This window comes from Sphaerisporangium rhizosphaerae (genome assembly GCF_042665155.1).
GTDB classification, from domain to species: domain Bacteria; phylum Actinomycetota; class Actinomycetes; order Streptosporangiales; family Streptosporangiaceae; genus Sphaerisporangium; species Sphaerisporangium rhizosphaerae.
On record NZ_JBHTCG010000011.1, the window covers coordinates 84,321 to 100,037 of the forward strand.

14 protein-coding genes are annotated in these 15,717 nt (G+C 71.5%); 1 reads left to right on the top strand and 13 read right to left on the bottom strand.

What is annotated here, in order from left to right; translation table 11 throughout:
* The 10 genes from ACFQSB_RS18470 to ACFQSB_RS18515 all read right to left on the bottom strand — a co-directional run bounded on the left by ACFQSB_RS18470 (nucleotide 1) and on the right by ACFQSB_RS18515 (nucleotide 10,047).
* Nucleotides 1-801, bottom strand: a complete 801-nt coding sequence (locus ACFQSB_RS18470; RefSeq protein WP_380827896.1) for an enoyl-CoA hydratase/isomerase family protein — start codon at nucleotides 799-801, stop codon at nucleotides 1-3.
* The gene (locus ACFQSB_RS18475; RefSeq protein WP_380827898.1) at nucleotides 798-1,538 is read right to left on the bottom strand and encodes an SDR family NAD(P)-dependent oxidoreductase; all 741 of its coding nucleotides are present in this window, start codon (nucleotides 1,536-1,538) and stop codon (nucleotides 798-800) included. The genes ACFQSB_RS18470 and ACFQSB_RS18475 overlap by 4 nt, the downstream gene beginning before the upstream one ends.
* On the bottom strand, nucleotides 1,535-2,158 hold the full coding sequence (locus ACFQSB_RS18480; protein ID WP_380827899.1) for an iron-sulfur cluster assembly protein: 624 nt from the start codon (nucleotides 2,156-2,158) through the stop codon (nucleotides 1,535-1,537). Before ACFQSB_RS18480 ends, ACFQSB_RS18475 begins: the two co-directional genes overlap by 4 nt.
* The gene (locus tag ACFQSB_RS18485) at nucleotides 2,155-3,357 is read right to left on the bottom strand and encodes a Phenylacetic acid catabolic protein (protein ID WP_380827900.1); all 1,203 of its coding nucleotides are present in this window, start codon (nucleotides 3,355-3,357) and stop codon (nucleotides 2,155-2,157) included. The genes ACFQSB_RS18480 and ACFQSB_RS18485 overlap by 4 nt, the downstream gene beginning before the upstream one ends.
* Nucleotides 3,357-4,244, bottom strand: a complete 888-nt coding sequence (locus tag ACFQSB_RS18490; RefSeq protein ID WP_380827902.1) for a Phenylacetic acid catabolic protein — start codon at nucleotides 4,242-4,244, stop codon at nucleotides 3,357-3,359. The genes ACFQSB_RS18485 and ACFQSB_RS18490 overlap by 1 nt, the downstream gene beginning before the upstream one ends.
* A 94-nt stretch (nucleotides 4,245-4,338) precedes the next feature.
* The gene (locus ACFQSB_RS18495; protein WP_380827903.1) at nucleotides 4,339-5,331 is read right to left on the bottom strand and encodes a 3-oxoacyl-ACP synthase III family protein; all 993 of its coding nucleotides are present in this window, start codon (nucleotides 5,329-5,331) and stop codon (nucleotides 4,339-4,341) included.
* The gene (locus ACFQSB_RS18500) at nucleotides 5,331-6,389 is read right to left on the bottom strand and encodes a beta-ketoacyl-[acyl-carrier-protein] synthase family protein (RefSeq protein ID WP_380827905.1); all 1,059 of its coding nucleotides are present in this window, start codon (nucleotides 6,387-6,389) and stop codon (nucleotides 5,331-5,333) included. The genes ACFQSB_RS18495 and ACFQSB_RS18500 overlap by 1 nt, the downstream gene beginning before the upstream one ends.
* A 726-nt stretch (nucleotides 6,390-7,115) precedes the next feature.
* Nucleotides 7,116-8,636, bottom strand: coding sequence for an MFS transporter (locus ACFQSB_RS18505; RefSeq protein ID WP_380827906.1), 1,521 nt, complete (start codon nucleotides 8,634-8,636; stop codon nucleotides 7,116-7,118).
* Nucleotides 8,637-8,714: 78 nt separating this feature from the next.
* The gene (locus ACFQSB_RS18510; RefSeq protein WP_380827908.1) at nucleotides 8,715-9,392 is read right to left on the bottom strand and encodes a TetR/AcrR family transcriptional regulator; all 678 of its coding nucleotides are present in this window, start codon (nucleotides 9,390-9,392) and stop codon (nucleotides 8,715-8,717) included.
* A gap of 214 nt (nucleotides 9,393-9,606) precedes the next feature.
* Nucleotides 9,607-10,047 (bottom strand): hypothetical protein, encoded by a 441-nt coding sequence (locus ACFQSB_RS18515; protein WP_380827909.1) that lies wholly within the window; start codon nucleotides 10,045-10,047, stop codon nucleotides 9,607-9,609.
* Nucleotides 10,048-10,491: 444 nt separating this feature from the next.
* Here ACFQSB_RS18515 and ACFQSB_RS18520 point away from each other — a divergent pair, with 444 nt between their 5' ends.
* Nucleotides 10,492-11,535, top strand: a complete 1,044-nt coding sequence (locus ACFQSB_RS18520; protein ID WP_380827910.1) for a cupin domain-containing protein — start codon at nucleotides 10,492-10,494, stop codon at nucleotides 11,533-11,535.
* Nucleotides 11,536-11,554: 19 nt separating this feature from the next.
* Here the strand turns inward: ACFQSB_RS18520 and ACFQSB_RS18525 are convergent, their stop codons facing one another.
* The 3 genes from ACFQSB_RS18525 to ACFQSB_RS18535 all read right to left on the bottom strand — a co-directional run bounded on the left by ACFQSB_RS18525 (nucleotide 11,555) and on the right by ACFQSB_RS18535 (nucleotide 15,686).
* Nucleotides 11,555-12,895 (bottom strand): Nramp family divalent metal transporter, encoded by a 1,341-nt coding sequence (locus ACFQSB_RS18525; protein WP_380827911.1) that lies wholly within the window; start codon nucleotides 12,893-12,895, stop codon nucleotides 11,555-11,557.
* A 200-nt stretch (nucleotides 12,896-13,095) separates the two neighbouring features.
* Nucleotides 13,096-14,460 (bottom strand): sensor histidine kinase, encoded by a 1,365-nt coding sequence (locus ACFQSB_RS18530; protein WP_380827912.1) that lies wholly within the window; start codon nucleotides 14,458-14,460, stop codon nucleotides 13,096-13,098.
* Entirely contained in the window at nucleotides 14,457-15,686 is a 1,230-nt protein-coding gene (locus tag ACFQSB_RS18535) for a sensor histidine kinase (RefSeq protein ID WP_380827914.1), read from the bottom strand. The genes ACFQSB_RS18530 and ACFQSB_RS18535 overlap by 4 nt, the downstream gene beginning before the upstream one ends.
* Between the last annotated feature and the right edge of the window lie 31 nt (nucleotides 15,687-15,717).

Here is a 15,717-nt window from a genome sequence, read left to right on the forward strand (position 1 = left end):
CTACCTCCCGCTGAATCGCGCGCGGCCGGGGCCGTCGGTGACGAACCCCCGCATGCCGGTCGAACGGTCCTGGGTGCCGAACAGCCCGGCGAACACCGACCGTTCGATCGCGAGCCCGGCGGCCAGGTCCGTCGCCAGGCCCCCGTCGATCGCGGTCTTCGCGGCGTGCAGGGCCAGCGCCGGGCCCGTCTCGAAGCGCTGCGCCCACTGCACCGCGCTGTCCAGCACCAGGTCGGTCGGCACGACGTAGTCCACCAGGCCCATCTCCAGCGCCTCGGCCGCGCCGACCTGGCGTCCACTGAAGATCAGCTCCTTGGCCTTGGCCGGGCCGATCAGCCGGGGCAGCCGCTGGGTGCCGCCCGCGCCGGGGATGACGCCGAGCAGGACCTCGGGGAGCCCGAGCCGCGCCTCGGTGCCGCAGATGCGCGCGTCGGCGGTCAGCGCCAGCTCGCAGCCGCCGCCGAGAGCGGGCCCGTTGATCGCGGCCACCACCGGCTTGGGGATGGCGGCGACCGCGTCGAAGGCGCCTTGGAGCACGGCCGCGTGCCCGACCATCTCGGCGTGCGACATCGCGGCCATCTCCTTGATGTCGCCCCCCGCCGAGAAGGCCGTGGGCCCGCCGTACACGACGACCGCACGGACCCGCTCGTCGGTCGCGGCCCGCTCGGCGGCCGCGCGCAACGCGCTCTGCGCGGCGCGGTCGAGCACGTTGAGCGGCGGCCGGTCGAGGCGGAGGATGCCCACCGCCCCGTCGATGTCCAGCCATACGGTGGGGTGCCCCACCTCGGGAGCGGTCGTCATGCCCATAACAGACCTCCGTTCACTTCCAGCACGTGGCCGTTGACGTAGCTGGCCTCGGGACCGGCCAGGAAGACCGCGGCGTCGGCGGCCTCGTCGGCGTGGCCGGGCCGGCCGAGCGACAGCCGGGTCTTGTAGCGCGACCAGATCCGGTCGTTGCCGGTGACCTGCTGCCCCATCCCCTCGTCGAGGATTCCGGGGGCCAGGGAGTTGACCAGGATGCCGCGGGGGGCGAGCTCGATCGCGCTGACCTTGGTGAACATCTCCACCGCGGCCTTGGTGGCGCAGTATCCTGCGGCGCCGATCGCGACCCGGGTCGCCATGCTGGAGGAGACGTTGACGATCCGGCCGGCGTCGCTGCGTTCCAAGTAGGGAACCGCGGCCCGGGTGCACAGGAAGACCCCGGTCAGGTTGGTGGTCACCATGTCCTGCCAGTCGGCGACCGGCAGCCGGTCCACCCGCCCGTCCCGGCTCACGCCGGCGTTGGCCACCAGGATGTCGATGCCCCCGAAGCGTCCGGCGGCCTCGGCCATCAGCTCATCGACCGAATCGTCACTGGTGACGTCGACCGGGACGTAGGCGCAGCGACCGGGCGCGAAGTCGATGACCTCCTTGATGTCGTACGGGTTGCGGGCGGCGCAGACGACCTGCGCCCCTTCCTGCAGGTAGCGTTCCGCGATCGCCCGGCCGAGGCCCCGGGAGCCTCCGGTGATGACGGCGGTCTTTCCGATGAGTCTCATGACGATCCTCCTCGCACGGGACCGGGGGTCGGGAGCATGGCGGTGCAGCCGGCCGTGCCGATCACGTCGAAGGTCGAGCCGCAGCCGCGGCAGTCGTAGGGGACCTTGCACACCGCCCCGCCGAAGCGGCCGGCGCGCGCGACGTCGTCGCAGCCGCAGTACGGACATCTGGGGGCGGCGCCCGCCACGCGGTATCCGCCCCTGCGCAGCGCGTCCCGGCCGGCGGCGGTGACCGCCGCCGGTTGCCAGGCGCCGCGATCCCACACGATCTCGACCTCGCGTCCCGGTGCCGCGTCGGCGAGCGTGGACCGCACCCGCCGGGCGATCTCCCCGACGGCGGGGCAGCTGAGCCGGGTGGGGGCCAGGCGGACCCGGACGCGGCCGCCGGTCAGCGACACCGAGCGCAGCACGCCGAGGTCGCGCAGGCCGACGTCGATCTCCGGATCGCGCACACCGGCGACCACGTCGGCGAGCCGGCCGGTGAGCTCGTCCGTGGGCTGGGTCGTGAGCTCGTCCGTGGGCTGAGCTGTGAACTCGTCCGTGGGCTGAGCTGTGAACTCGTCCGTGGGCTGAGCTGTGGGCCGGCCTGGGGGCCGGTCGTGGAGTCGGTCGGCGTTCACCGGAACACCCCCGGGGCGTAGTCGTCCCGCACCATGCGGCCACGGGACAGGCAGTAGGCCAGTGCGCTCCCGCCCATCCCCGCGGTCCGCGTCAGCGGGCGGCCGGGCAGGCGCGATTCGGGGCCGCCGCTGTCGCCGACCAGCGCAGCGAGACGCTCGTGCAGGTTCGCGGCCGGTACCGGAGCGCTGGGCAGTACGCCCGCCGTGACTCCCTGCGGCCCGGCGCCGAACAGGTCGCCGGCGCGCTCGGTCACCTCGGCGTAGGCGCGCGCGAACTCCTCACTGGTCTCGGGCCATGCGGTCAGCGCCCGCGCCCACCGCCGCCAGTGGTCCAGATGGACCCGCTGCTCGTCGCGGATGGCGATGATCGCGGGCGGCCACGCCCCGCCGGGCCCCGCCTCCGCGGCCTGCCCGGTGCGGCCGGGCCCGGCCTCCGCGGTCCGTTCGGCGAGCGCGACGACGGCAGCGGCGATCACCAGACCGCAGGCCACGGTGGACGGCCAGTCGGTGAGCCGTTCGATGGCGCGCGACACCCGCCACCGCGCCTGCGGCCGGTCGAAGAACCACGCGTCGGCGGCGGCCTCGTCGAAACCGCACAGCGACAGGATCGTCCCGGCGTGCGCCAGCGCTTCCTGTCCGATCGAGCCGACCGCCAGCGACTCCTCCAGGTCGATGTAGTCGACGATGCGTTCGCCCAGCCGGTTGCCGAGCACGAACAGGTCGTCGGCGAGCGCGAGCCACAGGTCGCGGAGCTCGGGGTCGGCGGCCCGGGACGCGTCGTCGCGAAGCTCGGAGAGGGCGCCGTCCCTCGGCTCGGCCGGAGAGTCGACGGCCGGCGAGCCGGGAGCGGCCGGCGAATCGGCGACGGCCGGCGAATCGGCAACCAGCGGCGAATCGGCGGCGGGCGGGGAGTCGGAGCGGTCGCGGCGGCGGGCGGTGGGGAAGCCGGGCTGGCGGTGCGGCATCCGGGTCTTGGCTGCGAGCAGGTCGCGGTCGTCCCCGGTGGAGACGATCATGTCGGAGCGGCGGACCACCCAGAGGGTGGCCAGGTCGTCGCGGCGCCCGTAGGTCTCCTTGGCCAGGTGCCAGGCGCCGTCCGGGCGCGGCGAGACGATGGAGCCGACATGGCTGAGCGTCTTGCCGACGCCATTCTGCGTGAAGACCTCATAGACGTCGGGGTCGTTCGGGATGTGCGGCATCACGACACCTCCCGCAGCGCGCGCCGGTACCGCGTGTTGCGGTCCAGGGCGTGGCGCACCCAGTCCAGCCGGCGCTGCGACGCCGGCCCGCCGCCCGCGATCACCTTCTTCACCTCGGCCCAGTCGGGCATCGCGAACTCCCACTCCCCCGAGGGCGCCTGACGGACCAGCGCGGGATCCACGTGCACACCGAGCTTCCGGAAGACCGGGATGATCTTGTTGAGCCATGCCTGGCGCAGCGCGTCGTTGCCGTCCGGCTTCAGGCCGATCTGCCACATGCGGTTGGCGTGCAGGGTGTCGGTGTCGGGCGGACCGAGGTAGGCCAGCACGCGCGGCATCCACAGCTCGAACCCCTCCTGCACCCGCCGGCGCTGCTCGGCGTCACCGTGGGTCAGCACCTCGTGGGTGAGGTCCAGGGCGTGCTGGTAGTGGAAGGACTCCTCGCGCTCGATCTTGCGCAGCGCCCGGGCGTACGGCAGGTACACGCCCTTCATCAGGGACTGGAACTGGACGATCGCCGCCGAGTTCATCAGCAGCAGCCCCGGGCCCAGCTCCTCCCAGGTCCCGAAGGAGTAGTGGAAGATGTTGTGCACCTTCGCGCGGCCCTCGAGGTAGTCGAGCAGGATCCGCTCGCGCGGCATGCCCAGGTCTTCGGCGACGCGCGCGGCCACGTGCCCGTGACCGACCTCGTCCTGGATCTTGGCCATGAGCATCTGCCGCCTGGTGTGGCTGGGCGCGCGGTCCAGCCACTCGGCGAACGGCAGCACGCCCACCAGCTCGTTGAGCGCCTGTACGGTGGCGAACCGCTTGGCGCCCTCCCGTACCTCGTCGGGCATCGGATCCCACAGCTCGTAGCAACGGTGCCCCGCCGCGGTGGCCATCGGCATTTCTGTCTCCTTTTGCAGCGCTTGCCCGGTTTCCAGCGGTCGTCCGGCGTGGTCGGACGTGGTCCGGCGGTGGTCCGGCGTTGGTCCGGCGGGCTCAGTACCAGCGGACGACGACGGCGCCCGCGGTCATGCCGCCGCCCACTCCGGCCAGCACCAGGCGCTCACCCCGCTGGAAGGGCCGGCGTTCGTGCTCCACGCGGAGGGTGAGCGGGATGGAGGCCGCGGCGGTGTTGCCGAAGTGCGGTGCGGTGAGCGGCACCCGGGCGGGGTCGACGCGCAGTTCGCGGACGCACTCCTCGACCATGCGGGTGTTGGCCTGGTGCAGGATGAGGCGGTCCACCTCCTCCAGCCGGAGCCCGGCCGAGGCGAGCGCCTCGTCGATCACCTTGGGGAGGGTGCGCATCGCGTACTCGCGTACGGGGCGGCCCTTCATCCGGAACAGGTGCTCTCCGGCCTCCCACGCCCGGGCGTCCAGCGGCCGGCGGGTGCCGCCGGCGGCCACCTCGACCAGGTCGCGGTACTCGCCGTTGGCCACCAGCCGCCAGCCCAGTACGCCGTACCCCTCGGGCACCGGACCGAGCAGCACCGCCCCGGCCCCGTCGCCGAACAGGCTGACGGTGCGCCGGTCGGTGGAGTCCATCAGCGAGGAGTACACGTCCGCGCCGACCACCAGGGCGTACTCGCCGCCCTGCCCGGACAGCCGCCCCGACATCATCGAGTCGGCGACCGCCAGTGCGTAGAGGAAGCCGGAGCACACGGCGTTGACGTCGAACGCCGGGACACCGGACAGCCCGAGCTTGTCCTGCAGGATGGCTCCGGTGGAGGGCTGCGGCTGGTCGGGCGTCGAGGTGCCCACGATGATCAGCCCGAGCCGGTCGGCCGCCTCGGGCCGCACGGCCAGCGCCTCACGGGCGGCGTGCAGCGCGAGGTCGGAGGTGGCGGTGCCGGGCTCGCGGTACCTGCGTTCCAGGATGCCGGTCCGCTCGACGATCCAGTTCTCCTCCACGCCGGTCCACTCGGCGATCCGCGCGTTGTCGATGACCACCGGCGGCACGTGGCCGCCCAGGCCGAGGAATCCCACGCCCATCAGTCGCTCCTCTCCGCCGCCTGCTCCTGCGGCACCTGGACGACGGCGCAGGTCCAGGTCCAGGCCGCCCCGCCGCCGATCACCAGGGCGATGTCGCCCGGCTCCAGCGGCGCGCGATCGCGCAGGTCGGCCAGGTTCGCCAGGAAGTCCCCGCACCCCAGGTGGCCGGTGTCCGCGCCGAATTGCAGCGCCTCGGCCTTCAGCACGTCGTTCATCACCGGCACGTAGTTGGCGTCCAGCAGGTACGCTCCGAGCCGCGGCAGCGCGATGTACTTGATCCGGGGATCGTCGAGCCGCAGCCCCGCGTCGCGCACGGCGTCCACGATCACCTTGCGGATCGACCGGCCGGCGATGGAGGTGAACTTGTCCTTGCCGTACGCCTCCACATAGGACTTCTTGGGACGGCGCAGGTCGATGGAGCTGCTGTGCGACATGGGCGCCGCGCTGAAGTCGTTGCCGTGTCGCATCATCAGTTCGAGCGCGGCCTCGGTCTCGCTGGCCAGGGACAGCAGCGCCCAGTCGTCGGGCCCCGAGTCGCCGTGGTGCAGCAGCGCCGCGGTTCCCGCGTCGCCGAAGCCCAGGCCGTAGTCGGAGGTCCAGCGGTCCATGCCGGGCGGGGCGAAGCGGTCGCCCGTGGTGATGAGCGCGGCGCCGAGCCCCGGTTCGGCGTCAAGATGCAGCGCCGCGAGCTGGAGGGCGAGCGCGGCCGCGTTGCAGCCCTGCTGCACGCCGTACACCAGGGCATTGGGAGCGCCGACCTCGTTGGCCACGAAGTGCGGCGGCGACCACATGTCGTGGCCCTGGTGGTAGATCCAGGTGTGCATCACCACGCCCACATTCGAGGGGCTCCAGCCCGCCCGGCTGATCGCGTCACGACCGGCCGCCGCCGCCATCTCGGGAGCGGACCACCGCGTCGAGACCGGAAGACCGGTGAGGCCGAGCCGGTCCACGTCCTCGGTGTCCAGCTTGCCCGCCGCGACGGCGTCCTCGACGTTCTCGCGATCCGGCGGAAACCATGTGGTCACGGTCTTGATCCGCAGGTCGTTTCCGAATTTCATCGGGCTCCTCTCAGATTCCTTGGAAGCTCGGGATCCGTGGGGTGATCGGGAGTGCGATATTCCGGCAGGCGGACGTCGGGCCGGCGGTGCGTCTGGCCGGGGATATGGGGGCTCCGTACCTGGCGGAGCGCGGTGCGCGGTCGTCCACCACCTGGGAGCTGACGTTGGTGCACGGGGTCATCGGTGGCTTCGCCCACTATCGCATACCTTCATGAAGGTATGTAACTTTGTGTAAGGCACCCAGGGAGCGGCAGGCGGCCCCCGCCGATGCCGACCGGGCACCTCCGGCCTCCAGCACCACGACACGACCGCCGGTCGGCCCTCTTCGCGGCGCACGCGGACGATGCGCCTGCCAGGCATGACGCTCCGCCTCCGGTCCACCTCACGGCGGTGGCACCGAATGTCCGTGCCAGGAGTGACAGGGTGGCGCGGTCAGTGTGCGACCGGGTGAATCCTCACTTGCACAGCGAGAGGTCATGTCCCGTCGAGAGAAAATACCTGTCCGATGGTATGTTTTTCTGTCGCCGGGGGTGGGAGGGACATCCTGTCCGCCGCAAGGACCTGGCCGTACTGATCGTCGTGGCGCTGTCGGCGGTCTGGCTCGCCGTCTCCTCCTTCACCGGGCCCTGGAAATGCCTCGCCCCCTGCCCGGACCACCGAGAAGGAGGTGGCCGGACAGGGGGCGGCGTTCATGGGCCGCGGGGATCGGCGTCCCGCGCGGCCTGGTCAGTGGGCGAGCACGGGCACCGAGGGCGCGTCCTCGTGGCCGTCGCGGCCGGACGAGGCGCCGGGGCGCCGTCCCTGGTGGCCGCTGTCGACCAGGACGAGCACGATGGCCGCGGCCAGCACCAGGATGCCCACCGCCCACCAGATCGCGGTCGCGTAGCCGTGCACCGCCGCCTCGTTGGCGAAGGCGGCCTTGCCGAGGGTCCGCGCCTGGGCGGCGTGCGAGGTGACCCAGTCGGTGACGGCGCCGGCGGCGATGGTATTGAGCAGGGCGGTGCCGATGGCGCCGCCGACCTGCTGGGAGGTGTTGACCATCGCGGAGGCCACACCCGCGTCGCGCGGCTGGACCCCGAAGGTGGCCAGGCTCATCGCCGGCATGAAGGCCGTGCCCATGCCGAGACCGAGCAGGATCTGCGCGGGCAGCACCAGGCCGGCGTAGGAGCTGTCGACCTTCATCTGGGTGAGGATGAGCATGCCGACCGCGGCGAGCAGGAAGCCGGGCACCATCAGCAGCCGCGGCGGGACGCGGGTCATCAGACGGGCGCCGATCTGCGTCGAGCCGGTGACCATGCCCGCGACCATCGGCAGGAAGGCGAAGCCGGTGCGCACCGGCGAGTACCCCTTGACGACCTGCAGGTAGTAGGTCAGGAAGAGGAACAGGCCGAACATCGCGATGATCGCCAGTCCCAGTGACAGGTACACGCCGCCGCGGTTGCGGTCGGTGACCACGCGCAGCGGCAGCAACGGCGCTCTGACCTTGCTCTCGACCAGCACGAAGGCGACGAGCAGCACGGCCGCCGCGACGAACAGGCCGATGGTCACGTTCGACGTCCAGCCGTCGGACTCGGCGCGGGTGAAGGCGTAGACCAAGGAGACCAGGCCGAGGGTGGCCAGCACGACGCCGGGGATGTCGAGGCCGCTGCCGTTGTGGGTCCCGGCGGGCTCACGGATGACCAGGAAGGCGCCGATGACGGCGAGAACGGCGAAGGGGATGTTGACGTAGAACGTCCAGCGCCAATCGAGGTACTCGGTGAGGAAGCCGCCGAGGATCAGGCCGACGGCGCTGCCGCCGCCCGCGATGGCGCCGTAGATGCCGAACGCCTTGGCCCGCTCGTGGGCCTCGGTGAACATCACCGCCAGCAGTGACAGGGCGGCGGGCGCCAGCAGCGCGCCGAACACGCCCTGGAGCGCGCGGGCTCCGAGGAGCATCGCCTCGTTGCCGGCGGCGCCACCGATCGCGGAGGCCAGGGCGAAGCCGATCAGGCCGGCGATGAAGGCGCGCCTGCGGCCCCACAGGTCGGCGATGCGGCCGCCGAACAGGAGCAGTCCCCCGAACGCCAGGGCGTACGCCGTGATGACCCACTGGCGGTCGCCGTCGGAGATATGGAGGTCAACCTGCGCGGAAGGCAGGGCGATGTTCACGATCGTCGCGTCGAGCACGACCATCAGCTGGGCGATGGCGATGAATCCGAGGGCTTTCCAGCGCCGGGGGTCCGGCTGGACCTGGGCTGTTTCAGGCATGCGTTAACTCACTTACGGTACAGAGATGCCGAATCGGCAGGTGAAAGGTAATAACGATCCGTCGCCGGAGCGGGGAGCTCAGGCGGTCGGCGTCGTCGTGGTCGGTGGTCGCCGCTTGAGGTCGTCGAAGGTGGCGCCGGCTCCGGGCAGGGGGGATCGCGCCGGGGTGCGGAGCCCGTCCAGGAAGAGCTCCAGATGACGACCGACGAACCTGTCGAGGTTCAGACGCCTGGAACCCGGCAGGGGCCGGGTGAGCTGGGAGAGTGCGATCAGGATGTCGGCGGGGGTCACATCAGGGCGCAGGAGGCCCGCGTCGCGCCCCCGCTCCACGATGGCCTCCACCGCCCGTTCGAGGCGGGCGCGCTCCACGGTGAGCGCCGAGGCGATCCTCTCACAATCGGCGGAGAGAATCGGACACAGGGCCCCAATTCGCTCCTCGGTCGCGCCGTGCACGAAGCGCCGCAGCGCCGCGAACGCGTCCGGCTCCTCGGCGAGCGCCGTCTCGGCCAGCTTCACGATTCGGTTCATGACCTCCAGGGTCACCTGGCGGATGAGTTCGGGACGGTCGGCGAAGTGCCGGTAGATCGTGGCGTTGCCCACGCCGGCCCGCCGCGCGATCTGGTCGAGAGTCACCTCGGCCCCGTACTCCACGAACGCCTCACGCGCGGCGGCCACGATGCGTTCCCGGTTGCGTGACGCGTCCGCCCGCAGCCGCTGAACGTGGCTCCGCGCGGCGGTCGTGCTCACGGCCCCCACAGCGGTGCTCCCTTCCGTCCTCCGGCGCGCAACCGGGGACGGTCTCCCCGGTTGCGACCTCCGTGCAAACGGGGAGACCGTCCCCGGATATTTCGGACATCCTTGTGAACTGCATCACATGGCCGAAAACACCGCACCGCCGCGAACATGCCGCCGGCCCTGCTCCCGGCCGAAGCCGGGAGCAGGGCCGGCCTGCTCTCCCCCACGCGAGGGGTCAGTCGATTCGCTGGCAGATCGTCACCGGCAGGCGGGGCGACCACCGCTTGGTGACCTCGTCGTACCCGCGGGCGTACCCGTTGGTCCCGGGGGCGCAGGGAGCGGCGATCGTCGTGTCCACGTAGACGGCGCCGCCGGGGGTGATGGGGTGCGTGCGGGCGGTCTGCCACCGGGAGAAGGCCACCCGGCCGGTGGTGAACTTGACGACCACGTAGACGCGGCCTCCGACGGTGAAGTTCCCGCCGGCGACCTTGAGGTGGCCGTCGAAGGTGTAGGTGAACAGGAACGGCTGCGCCAGCCGGAGAGAGCGGGCGGAGCTCGTGGTGACCGTGCCGGCGGCGGCCGAGGCGTTCGCGGCGGCGCCGAGCGCGGGAACGCCCAGGGCGAGGACGCCGGCGGCGGCGGTGACGCCGAGCAGGGCGCGGATGGTGTGAGTCATGTCGATCTCCTCCGAGACGGTGCCGACCCTGTGGTCCGGGACGCTACGTCGGCCGGGCTGCTCCACCATTGACGGGCATGCCGCCTGCAACCCGCTGTCAACGGCCTGACGCCGGCTTGCATCCGCCGTCGGAGTTCAGGTCGCACGCGATGGCGCCGTCGGAGGCGAGGGGGAAGGCGGAGGCGAACGGGAGGCGGAGGCGACGGGAGGCGGAGGCGAACGCGAGGCGGCCCGCCGAAAACCGTCGAAGGCCGAGATCGTGCGACACGCCGCCGCACAAACCGCTACGGCCGACGCCTACTGCTTAACCTGATGAAACGGAAGAACGCCCAGGTCAGACCGTAGGGCATCGGCGTGCGCGTCTCCGTGCGGCCCGGTACGCGGTTCGGCGAGCGGGACACATCCAGCCGTGAACCGCGCGGTCGCGGTGACGAAGGGAAAGCCATGACCGGTACCTCGCCCCACATCACGTCCCTGGCGGCCGCGCGGCCCGCGTTCGAGAGCGAACTCGGCTCGGTCACGCTGGTCGACGCCACCGTCCTGCCGATACTCAACGGGCTCTCCATCAAGCACGTCGTCCTCGAACCGGGCGCGATCCGCGAGCCGCGGTGGAACGTCAACGCCAACCAGCTCGGTTACTGCCTTTCCGGAACCGCCCTTGTGTCGATACTCGGAAACGCCGACGTCTTCTCCTCGTTCGTCATCGGCGCCGGGCAGATGTACCACGTCGAATCCGGTTCGATCTACCACATCGAGAACATCGGCGACGGGCGTGCCGAATTCCTGCTCGCCCTGCGCAGCGAACGCCCGCGGCATTTCTCGATGCGCGACAGCTTCAGCGCCATGACCGACGCGGTGCTCGGCAACACCTACGACCTTCCCGGGTCGGCGTTCGCCGCCTTCGACCGGTCTCCGGCGCAGCAGATCGTCCGCCGCGCCGGCGCCGCCGATGTCCCCTCCACCGCCGGACTGCCCAACGCCCAGTTGTTCGACGTCGAAGGACAGCACCCGCCCCTGTCGTACGCCTACGGTGAGGCCCGCCTGGCCCGTAAGCAGTACTGGGCCGCGCTGGAGGACATCTCGATGTACTCGCTGCGCATCAAGGAGAGCGGGATGCGCGAACCGCACTGGCACCCGGTCACCGGCGAGATGGGATACGTCGAGAAGGGCCATGCCCGCATGCGGGTGCTGGACCCCGACAACACCCTGGACGAATATCTGCTCAGCCCCGGCGACGTGTACTTCGTGCCGCGGGCCTTCCCGCACCACATCGAGGTCCTCGGCGACGGGGACATGCACTTCCTCATCTTCTTCGACCAGCCCATGCCCGCCGACATCGGTTACCGGGCCACCGCGTCCGCGTTCTCCCGCGAGGTCCTGGCCGCGAGTTTCGGCATTCCCGAGCGGGAGCTTCCGCGGTTCCCCTACACGCCGGTCGACCCGCTCATCGTCGGCCGGCTCAACGCGCTCGACCCGGTCGGCTCCTGAGGCCGAGCCGGCGGGAGCCTCACCACAGCAGCAGGATCGGCAGGGAGCAGCCGAGGAGGGCGACCACCACCGCGGCGGCGCCGGCGATCCAGGTCGTGTACGGGGCGTTGACGAGCGGCCCCATCAGCGACTTGTCGCGGCAGAAGTGGACGAGCAGGAACAGCGCCACGGGCACTCCCAGCGAGATGACCACCTGACTGAGGACCAGCAGGCCGGTCAGGGACACCCCGGAGAACAACGCGAGGACGGCCGGCGTCATCGTCAGGACGCGGCGCACGTGCACGGGCACCCGCCGGCCCAGGAAACCCCGCATCACGACGTCGCCCGCGAGCGTGCCGATGCCGGACGAGGAGATGCCCGAGGCCATCAGCGCGACGGCGAAGGCGAGGGCGGCGGCTCCGCCGGCGCGGGCCGCCAGTTCCGCGTGGGCGGCCGGCAGGTCGCCGGTCCAGGCGCCGCCGGTCGCCGCGCCGAGTCCGGCGCCGAGGGCGATCATCGACACGTTGACGACCGTGGCGACGCCCAGGGCGAGTGAACAGTCCACCCGCAGGATCCGGCGGACGAGGTCGGGCTGCCGGCGAGCCGCCGCGGTCGTCATGCCGCGCCCCTGTACCAGGGCCGAGTGCAGGTAGACCGCGTGGGGCATGACCGTGGCGCCGACTATTCCCATGGCCAGCAGCGGCGCCCCCTCGGCTCCGAGGCCCGGGACGAGCCCGGCGGCGAGCGCGCTCCGGGACTGGTGCCCCGTGACGATGATGTCGTAGCCGATGCCCGCGCCGACGAGCAGCAGAGCGGCGGCGCTCATGAGCTCGAACGGGCGCGTGCGCCCCTTGCGCCGCAGTTCCAGCAGCGCGAGCGACACCACCGCCGTCGCGACCGCCGAGGCCGCCACCGGCATCCGGAACAGCAGGTGCATGCCGATCGCCGCGCCCACGAACTCCGCGAGGTCGGTGGCGAGCACGACCATCTCGGCCTGCGACCAGAGCATGAGGCTCGCGAGCCGGGTGAACCGCCCGCGGCACAGCCGGGGCAGGCTCTCACCGGTCGCCATGCCGAGTTTCGCCGCCTGGAACTGCACGAGGATCGCCACCAGACTGGCCGCCACGACGACCCAGACCAGTGTGCAGCCGAGGGTGGCGCCCGCGGTGAGGTTGGTGGCCACGTTCCCGGGATCGACGTACGCGATCGCCGCCACGAAGGCCGGACCGAGCATCCGGGCGACCCGGGCGCCCCTCTTCCGCGCGGGCGCGGGGCTCGTGGTGGCGTCGCGGAGGTCCAGGACCCCGTCAGGGCCGTCCCGTGGCGAGGTGCGCTCGTCCGGCCGCCCGCTCGAATCCGCCGATTTACCGCGAACGATCACCGAAATTCCTTAGTGGCCATTTAGTGACATTCTTCTGCGTAGCCGGAATGGGCGTACGGGAGCGGGAATACCCGCACGAGAAGAGGCGCGAAACCTGGTCACCACACGAGAACAATGGGCTTCACTGGGACGTGATTCGCGATATCCACGCACGTGGTTCGGAATATCCGGGCACGCCGCGCCGGCTGCGCCGCCGGCGGTCAGGAATGCGACGGGAGGCGGACGACGAAGCGCGCGCCCCGGTCGCTGTCCTGGATGGTCAGCGCGCCGCCGTGGCTCTCGGCGATCTGCCGGGCGATGGGGAGGCCGAGGCCGATCCCTCCGGCGTCTCTGCTGCGCGCGGTGTCCAGCCGGGTGAACCGCTGGAACACCGTCTCCCGCTGCTCGGCGGCGATTCCGGCGCCGTCGTCGAGGACCTCGAGTTCCACGACGCCCCCGGGGGCTTCCGGGTCGCGGTCCACGCGTCGAAGGGTGACCGTGACGGTGGAGGAGGCGTATCGCTGAGCGTTCTGGACCAGATTGCAGATCAACTGGCGCAGCCGTGACCTGTCGCCTCTGACCATCACCCCCGGCGCCAGACGGTGGACCACCATGCCGTTCAGGTGGTGACTCTTCAGCTCCATGGTGATGAGTTCGGTGAGGTCGACCGGCTTGCGCACGCCCGGTACGCCCGCGTCGAGCTGGGTGAGCGTCAGCAGGTCGGAGGTGATCGACTGCAGACGCTCCACGCTCGGGAGCACGTCGTCGCACAGCCGGTGCAGGCCGGCGTCCTCGGACGCCAGGAGGGCGTCCTCCATCTGGGCGCGGATGGCGGTGATCGGGGTGCGCAACTCGTGGGAGGCGTCCGAGCAGAACCGCCGCTGCTGTTCGAGCGTGCGCTCCAGCGCGTCCAGCGTGTCGTTGACGCTCCGCGCCAGCCGGTGGATCTCGTCCTTGGCCACGGGGACCGGGACCCGGTGGCTCAGGTTGTTGCTGCGGATGTGGTCGAGCTGGGCCCGGATGGCGTCCACGGGTCTGAGCGACCTGGTGACGGTGTGCCGGGCCCCGTACGCGATCGCGCCCGTGAAGACGACGGTCCCCGCGACCAGGATGGAGGCGACACCCGGATAGACGAAGAACGGCAGCGTCGGCGCGGCGCTGTAGATGGTCCAGTCGCCGTCGCGGTACACCCGCTGGGCGACCACGATGTGGCAGCCGCCGGCCGGGAAGACGGAGTCGCACACGACCGCGCTGGCCACCCGCCCGGGGCTCTTCGGCGTGAAATGGGCCATGGGGGGCCGCTTCTGCAGGTCTTTGGTCGCGGCGACCACCCGTCCGTCCGGGGCGACGACCTGGACCGGGCGGATGAGGTCCTGCGGGATGGGCGGGAGCGGATTGACCAGTTGGCCGCGGTCGACGTAATAGGCGGTCAGTTCGCCGACCGCGGTCACCTCTTTGGTGAGGTTCTGGGTCGCCATCTTGTTAATGGCGAACAGCAGGACGATGGAGAACACCATGCACAGCGCGCCCACCGCCGCGCTGGTGAACAGCGCCAGGCGGGCGCGGATCGAGCTTTCCGGTTTCATGACGACCTCCTTTCGCCGGACCCGGCTCCGGGCAGGCGCAGGACGAAACGCGCACCTTGGAAAGCGCTTTCTTCGACGCCGAGAGAACCTCGGTGCGCCTGGGCGATCTCGCGGGCGATGGCCAGGCCGAGTCCGGTGCCGTTGCCGTCCAGCCGGCGGGCGTCCTCCAGCCGGGTGAAACGGTGGAAGACCCGCTCCCGGTCGGCCTTCGCGATCCCCGGCCCGTCGTCGCCGACCGCGAGCTCGACCGCGGTCTCGGTGGCGTGCACCTCGACGGTCACCAGATGCCTCGCATGCCTCTGGGCGTTGTCCAGCAGGTTGGCCAGCAGCCGGCCGATCTGGGACGGCACGACCTCCACGATGGCCCCGCGCGCGAGCTGGAGCCGGACGGGGACGCGATCGGTCCGCTGGGCCATCTCCATCCGGACCAGGGCGGCGAGATCGAGGCGCTGCGGTTCGGCGGGCGGGCAGCCGCGCACGCGAGCGAGGCGCAGCACGTCATCGGTGATCATCTGGAGCCGTTCCACCTGGTCGAGGGTCGTGCCCAGCAGTTCGGGCAGCCGGGCACGGCCGGGGTCCTGTTGCGCCTCTTCCAGCCGCACCCGCAGTCCCGCGATGGGGGTGCGCAGTTCGTGGGAGACGTCAGATGCGAACTGCCGCTGGCGGTAGGCGATCTCCTCGCGTTCCTCCTTGGCCCGGTTCAGGCGCCCCAGGAACCTGTTGATCGCCCGGGCCAGACAGGTGACCTCCTGTGCTCTTCCCGGTTCCGAGACGCGTACGGTCAGGTCGTCGAAGTCGATCACGGACAGTTCGGCGCCGACCGTCTCCATCGGGCGTAGCAGCCGGCCGGTCACCTTCCAGGCGGCCCACGCGTTCAGGGCGACCAGCTCGGCGGCCTCCAGCGCCACGATCAACCGGACGGAGCCGAGCCAGGCGACATCCGGGAGCGGGCCGTGAGACGCGGAGGCCCCCGAACGGCGGACCGGCGCCACGACCGTGACCTGCATGACGTGGGCGGGCGGGCGCGACCGGCCGTGCGGCGGCCTCAGCCGGGTCTCGGCGCCCGTCAGTGAGGGCCCGGGCAGATCACCTCGCCATCGGTCGGGCCCGGTCGCGGCCAGGAAGTACATCCCTGCTCCGGTGGTGAGAAGGGTGAGGACGGTCATCGTGACGGCGAGCAGGGTGACCTGCCCCCGGACCGAGCGCGGCCGGCACCGCTCTCGCATCGGTGGTCTCTCGGCGGCCCTCCGCCACCGC

Bases quoted from the DNA above. Each gene is read 5' to 3' on its own strand.
- ACFQSB_RS18470 (WP_380827896.1), bottom strand. From the start codon at position 801: ATGACGACCGCTCCCGAGGTGGGGCACCCCACCGTATGGCTGGACATC.
- ACFQSB_RS18475 (WP_380827898.1), bottom strand. From the start codon at position 1,538: ATGAGACTCATCGGAAAGACCGCCGTCATCACCGGAGGCTCCCGGGGC.
- ACFQSB_RS18485 (WP_380827900.1), bottom strand. From the start codon at position 3,357: ATGCCGCACATCCCGAACGACCCCGACGTCTATGAGGTCTTCACGCAG.
- ACFQSB_RS18490 (WP_380827902.1), bottom strand. From the start codon at position 4,244: ATGCCGATGGCCACCGCGGCGGGGCACCGTTGCTACGAGCTGTGGGAT.
- ACFQSB_RS18495 (WP_380827903.1), bottom strand. From the start codon at position 5,331: ATGGGCGTGGGATTCCTCGGCCTGGGCGGCCACGTGCCGCCGGTGGTC.
- ACFQSB_RS18500 (WP_380827905.1), bottom strand. From the start codon at position 6,389: ATGAAATTCGGAAACGACCTGCGGATCAAGACCGTGACCACATGGTTT.
- ACFQSB_RS18505 (WP_380827906.1), bottom strand. From the start codon at position 8,636: ATGCCTGAAACAGCCCAGGTCCAGCCGGACCCCCGGCGCTGGAAAGCC.
- ACFQSB_RS18515 (WP_380827909.1), bottom strand. From the start codon at position 10,047: ATGACTCACACCATCCGCGCCCTGCTCGGCGTCACCGCCGCCGCCGGC.
- ACFQSB_RS18520 (WP_380827910.1), top strand. From the start codon at position 10,492: ATGACCGGTACCTCGCCCCACATCACGTCCCTGGCGGCCGCGCGGCCC.
- ACFQSB_RS18530 (WP_380827912.1), bottom strand. From the start codon at position 14,460: ATGAAACCGGAAAGCTCGATCCGCGCCCGCCTGGCGCTGTTCACCAGC.
- ACFQSB_RS18535 (WP_380827914.1), bottom strand. From the start codon at position 15,686: ATGCGAGAGCGGTGCCGGCCGCGCTCGGTCCGGGGGCAGGTCACCCTG.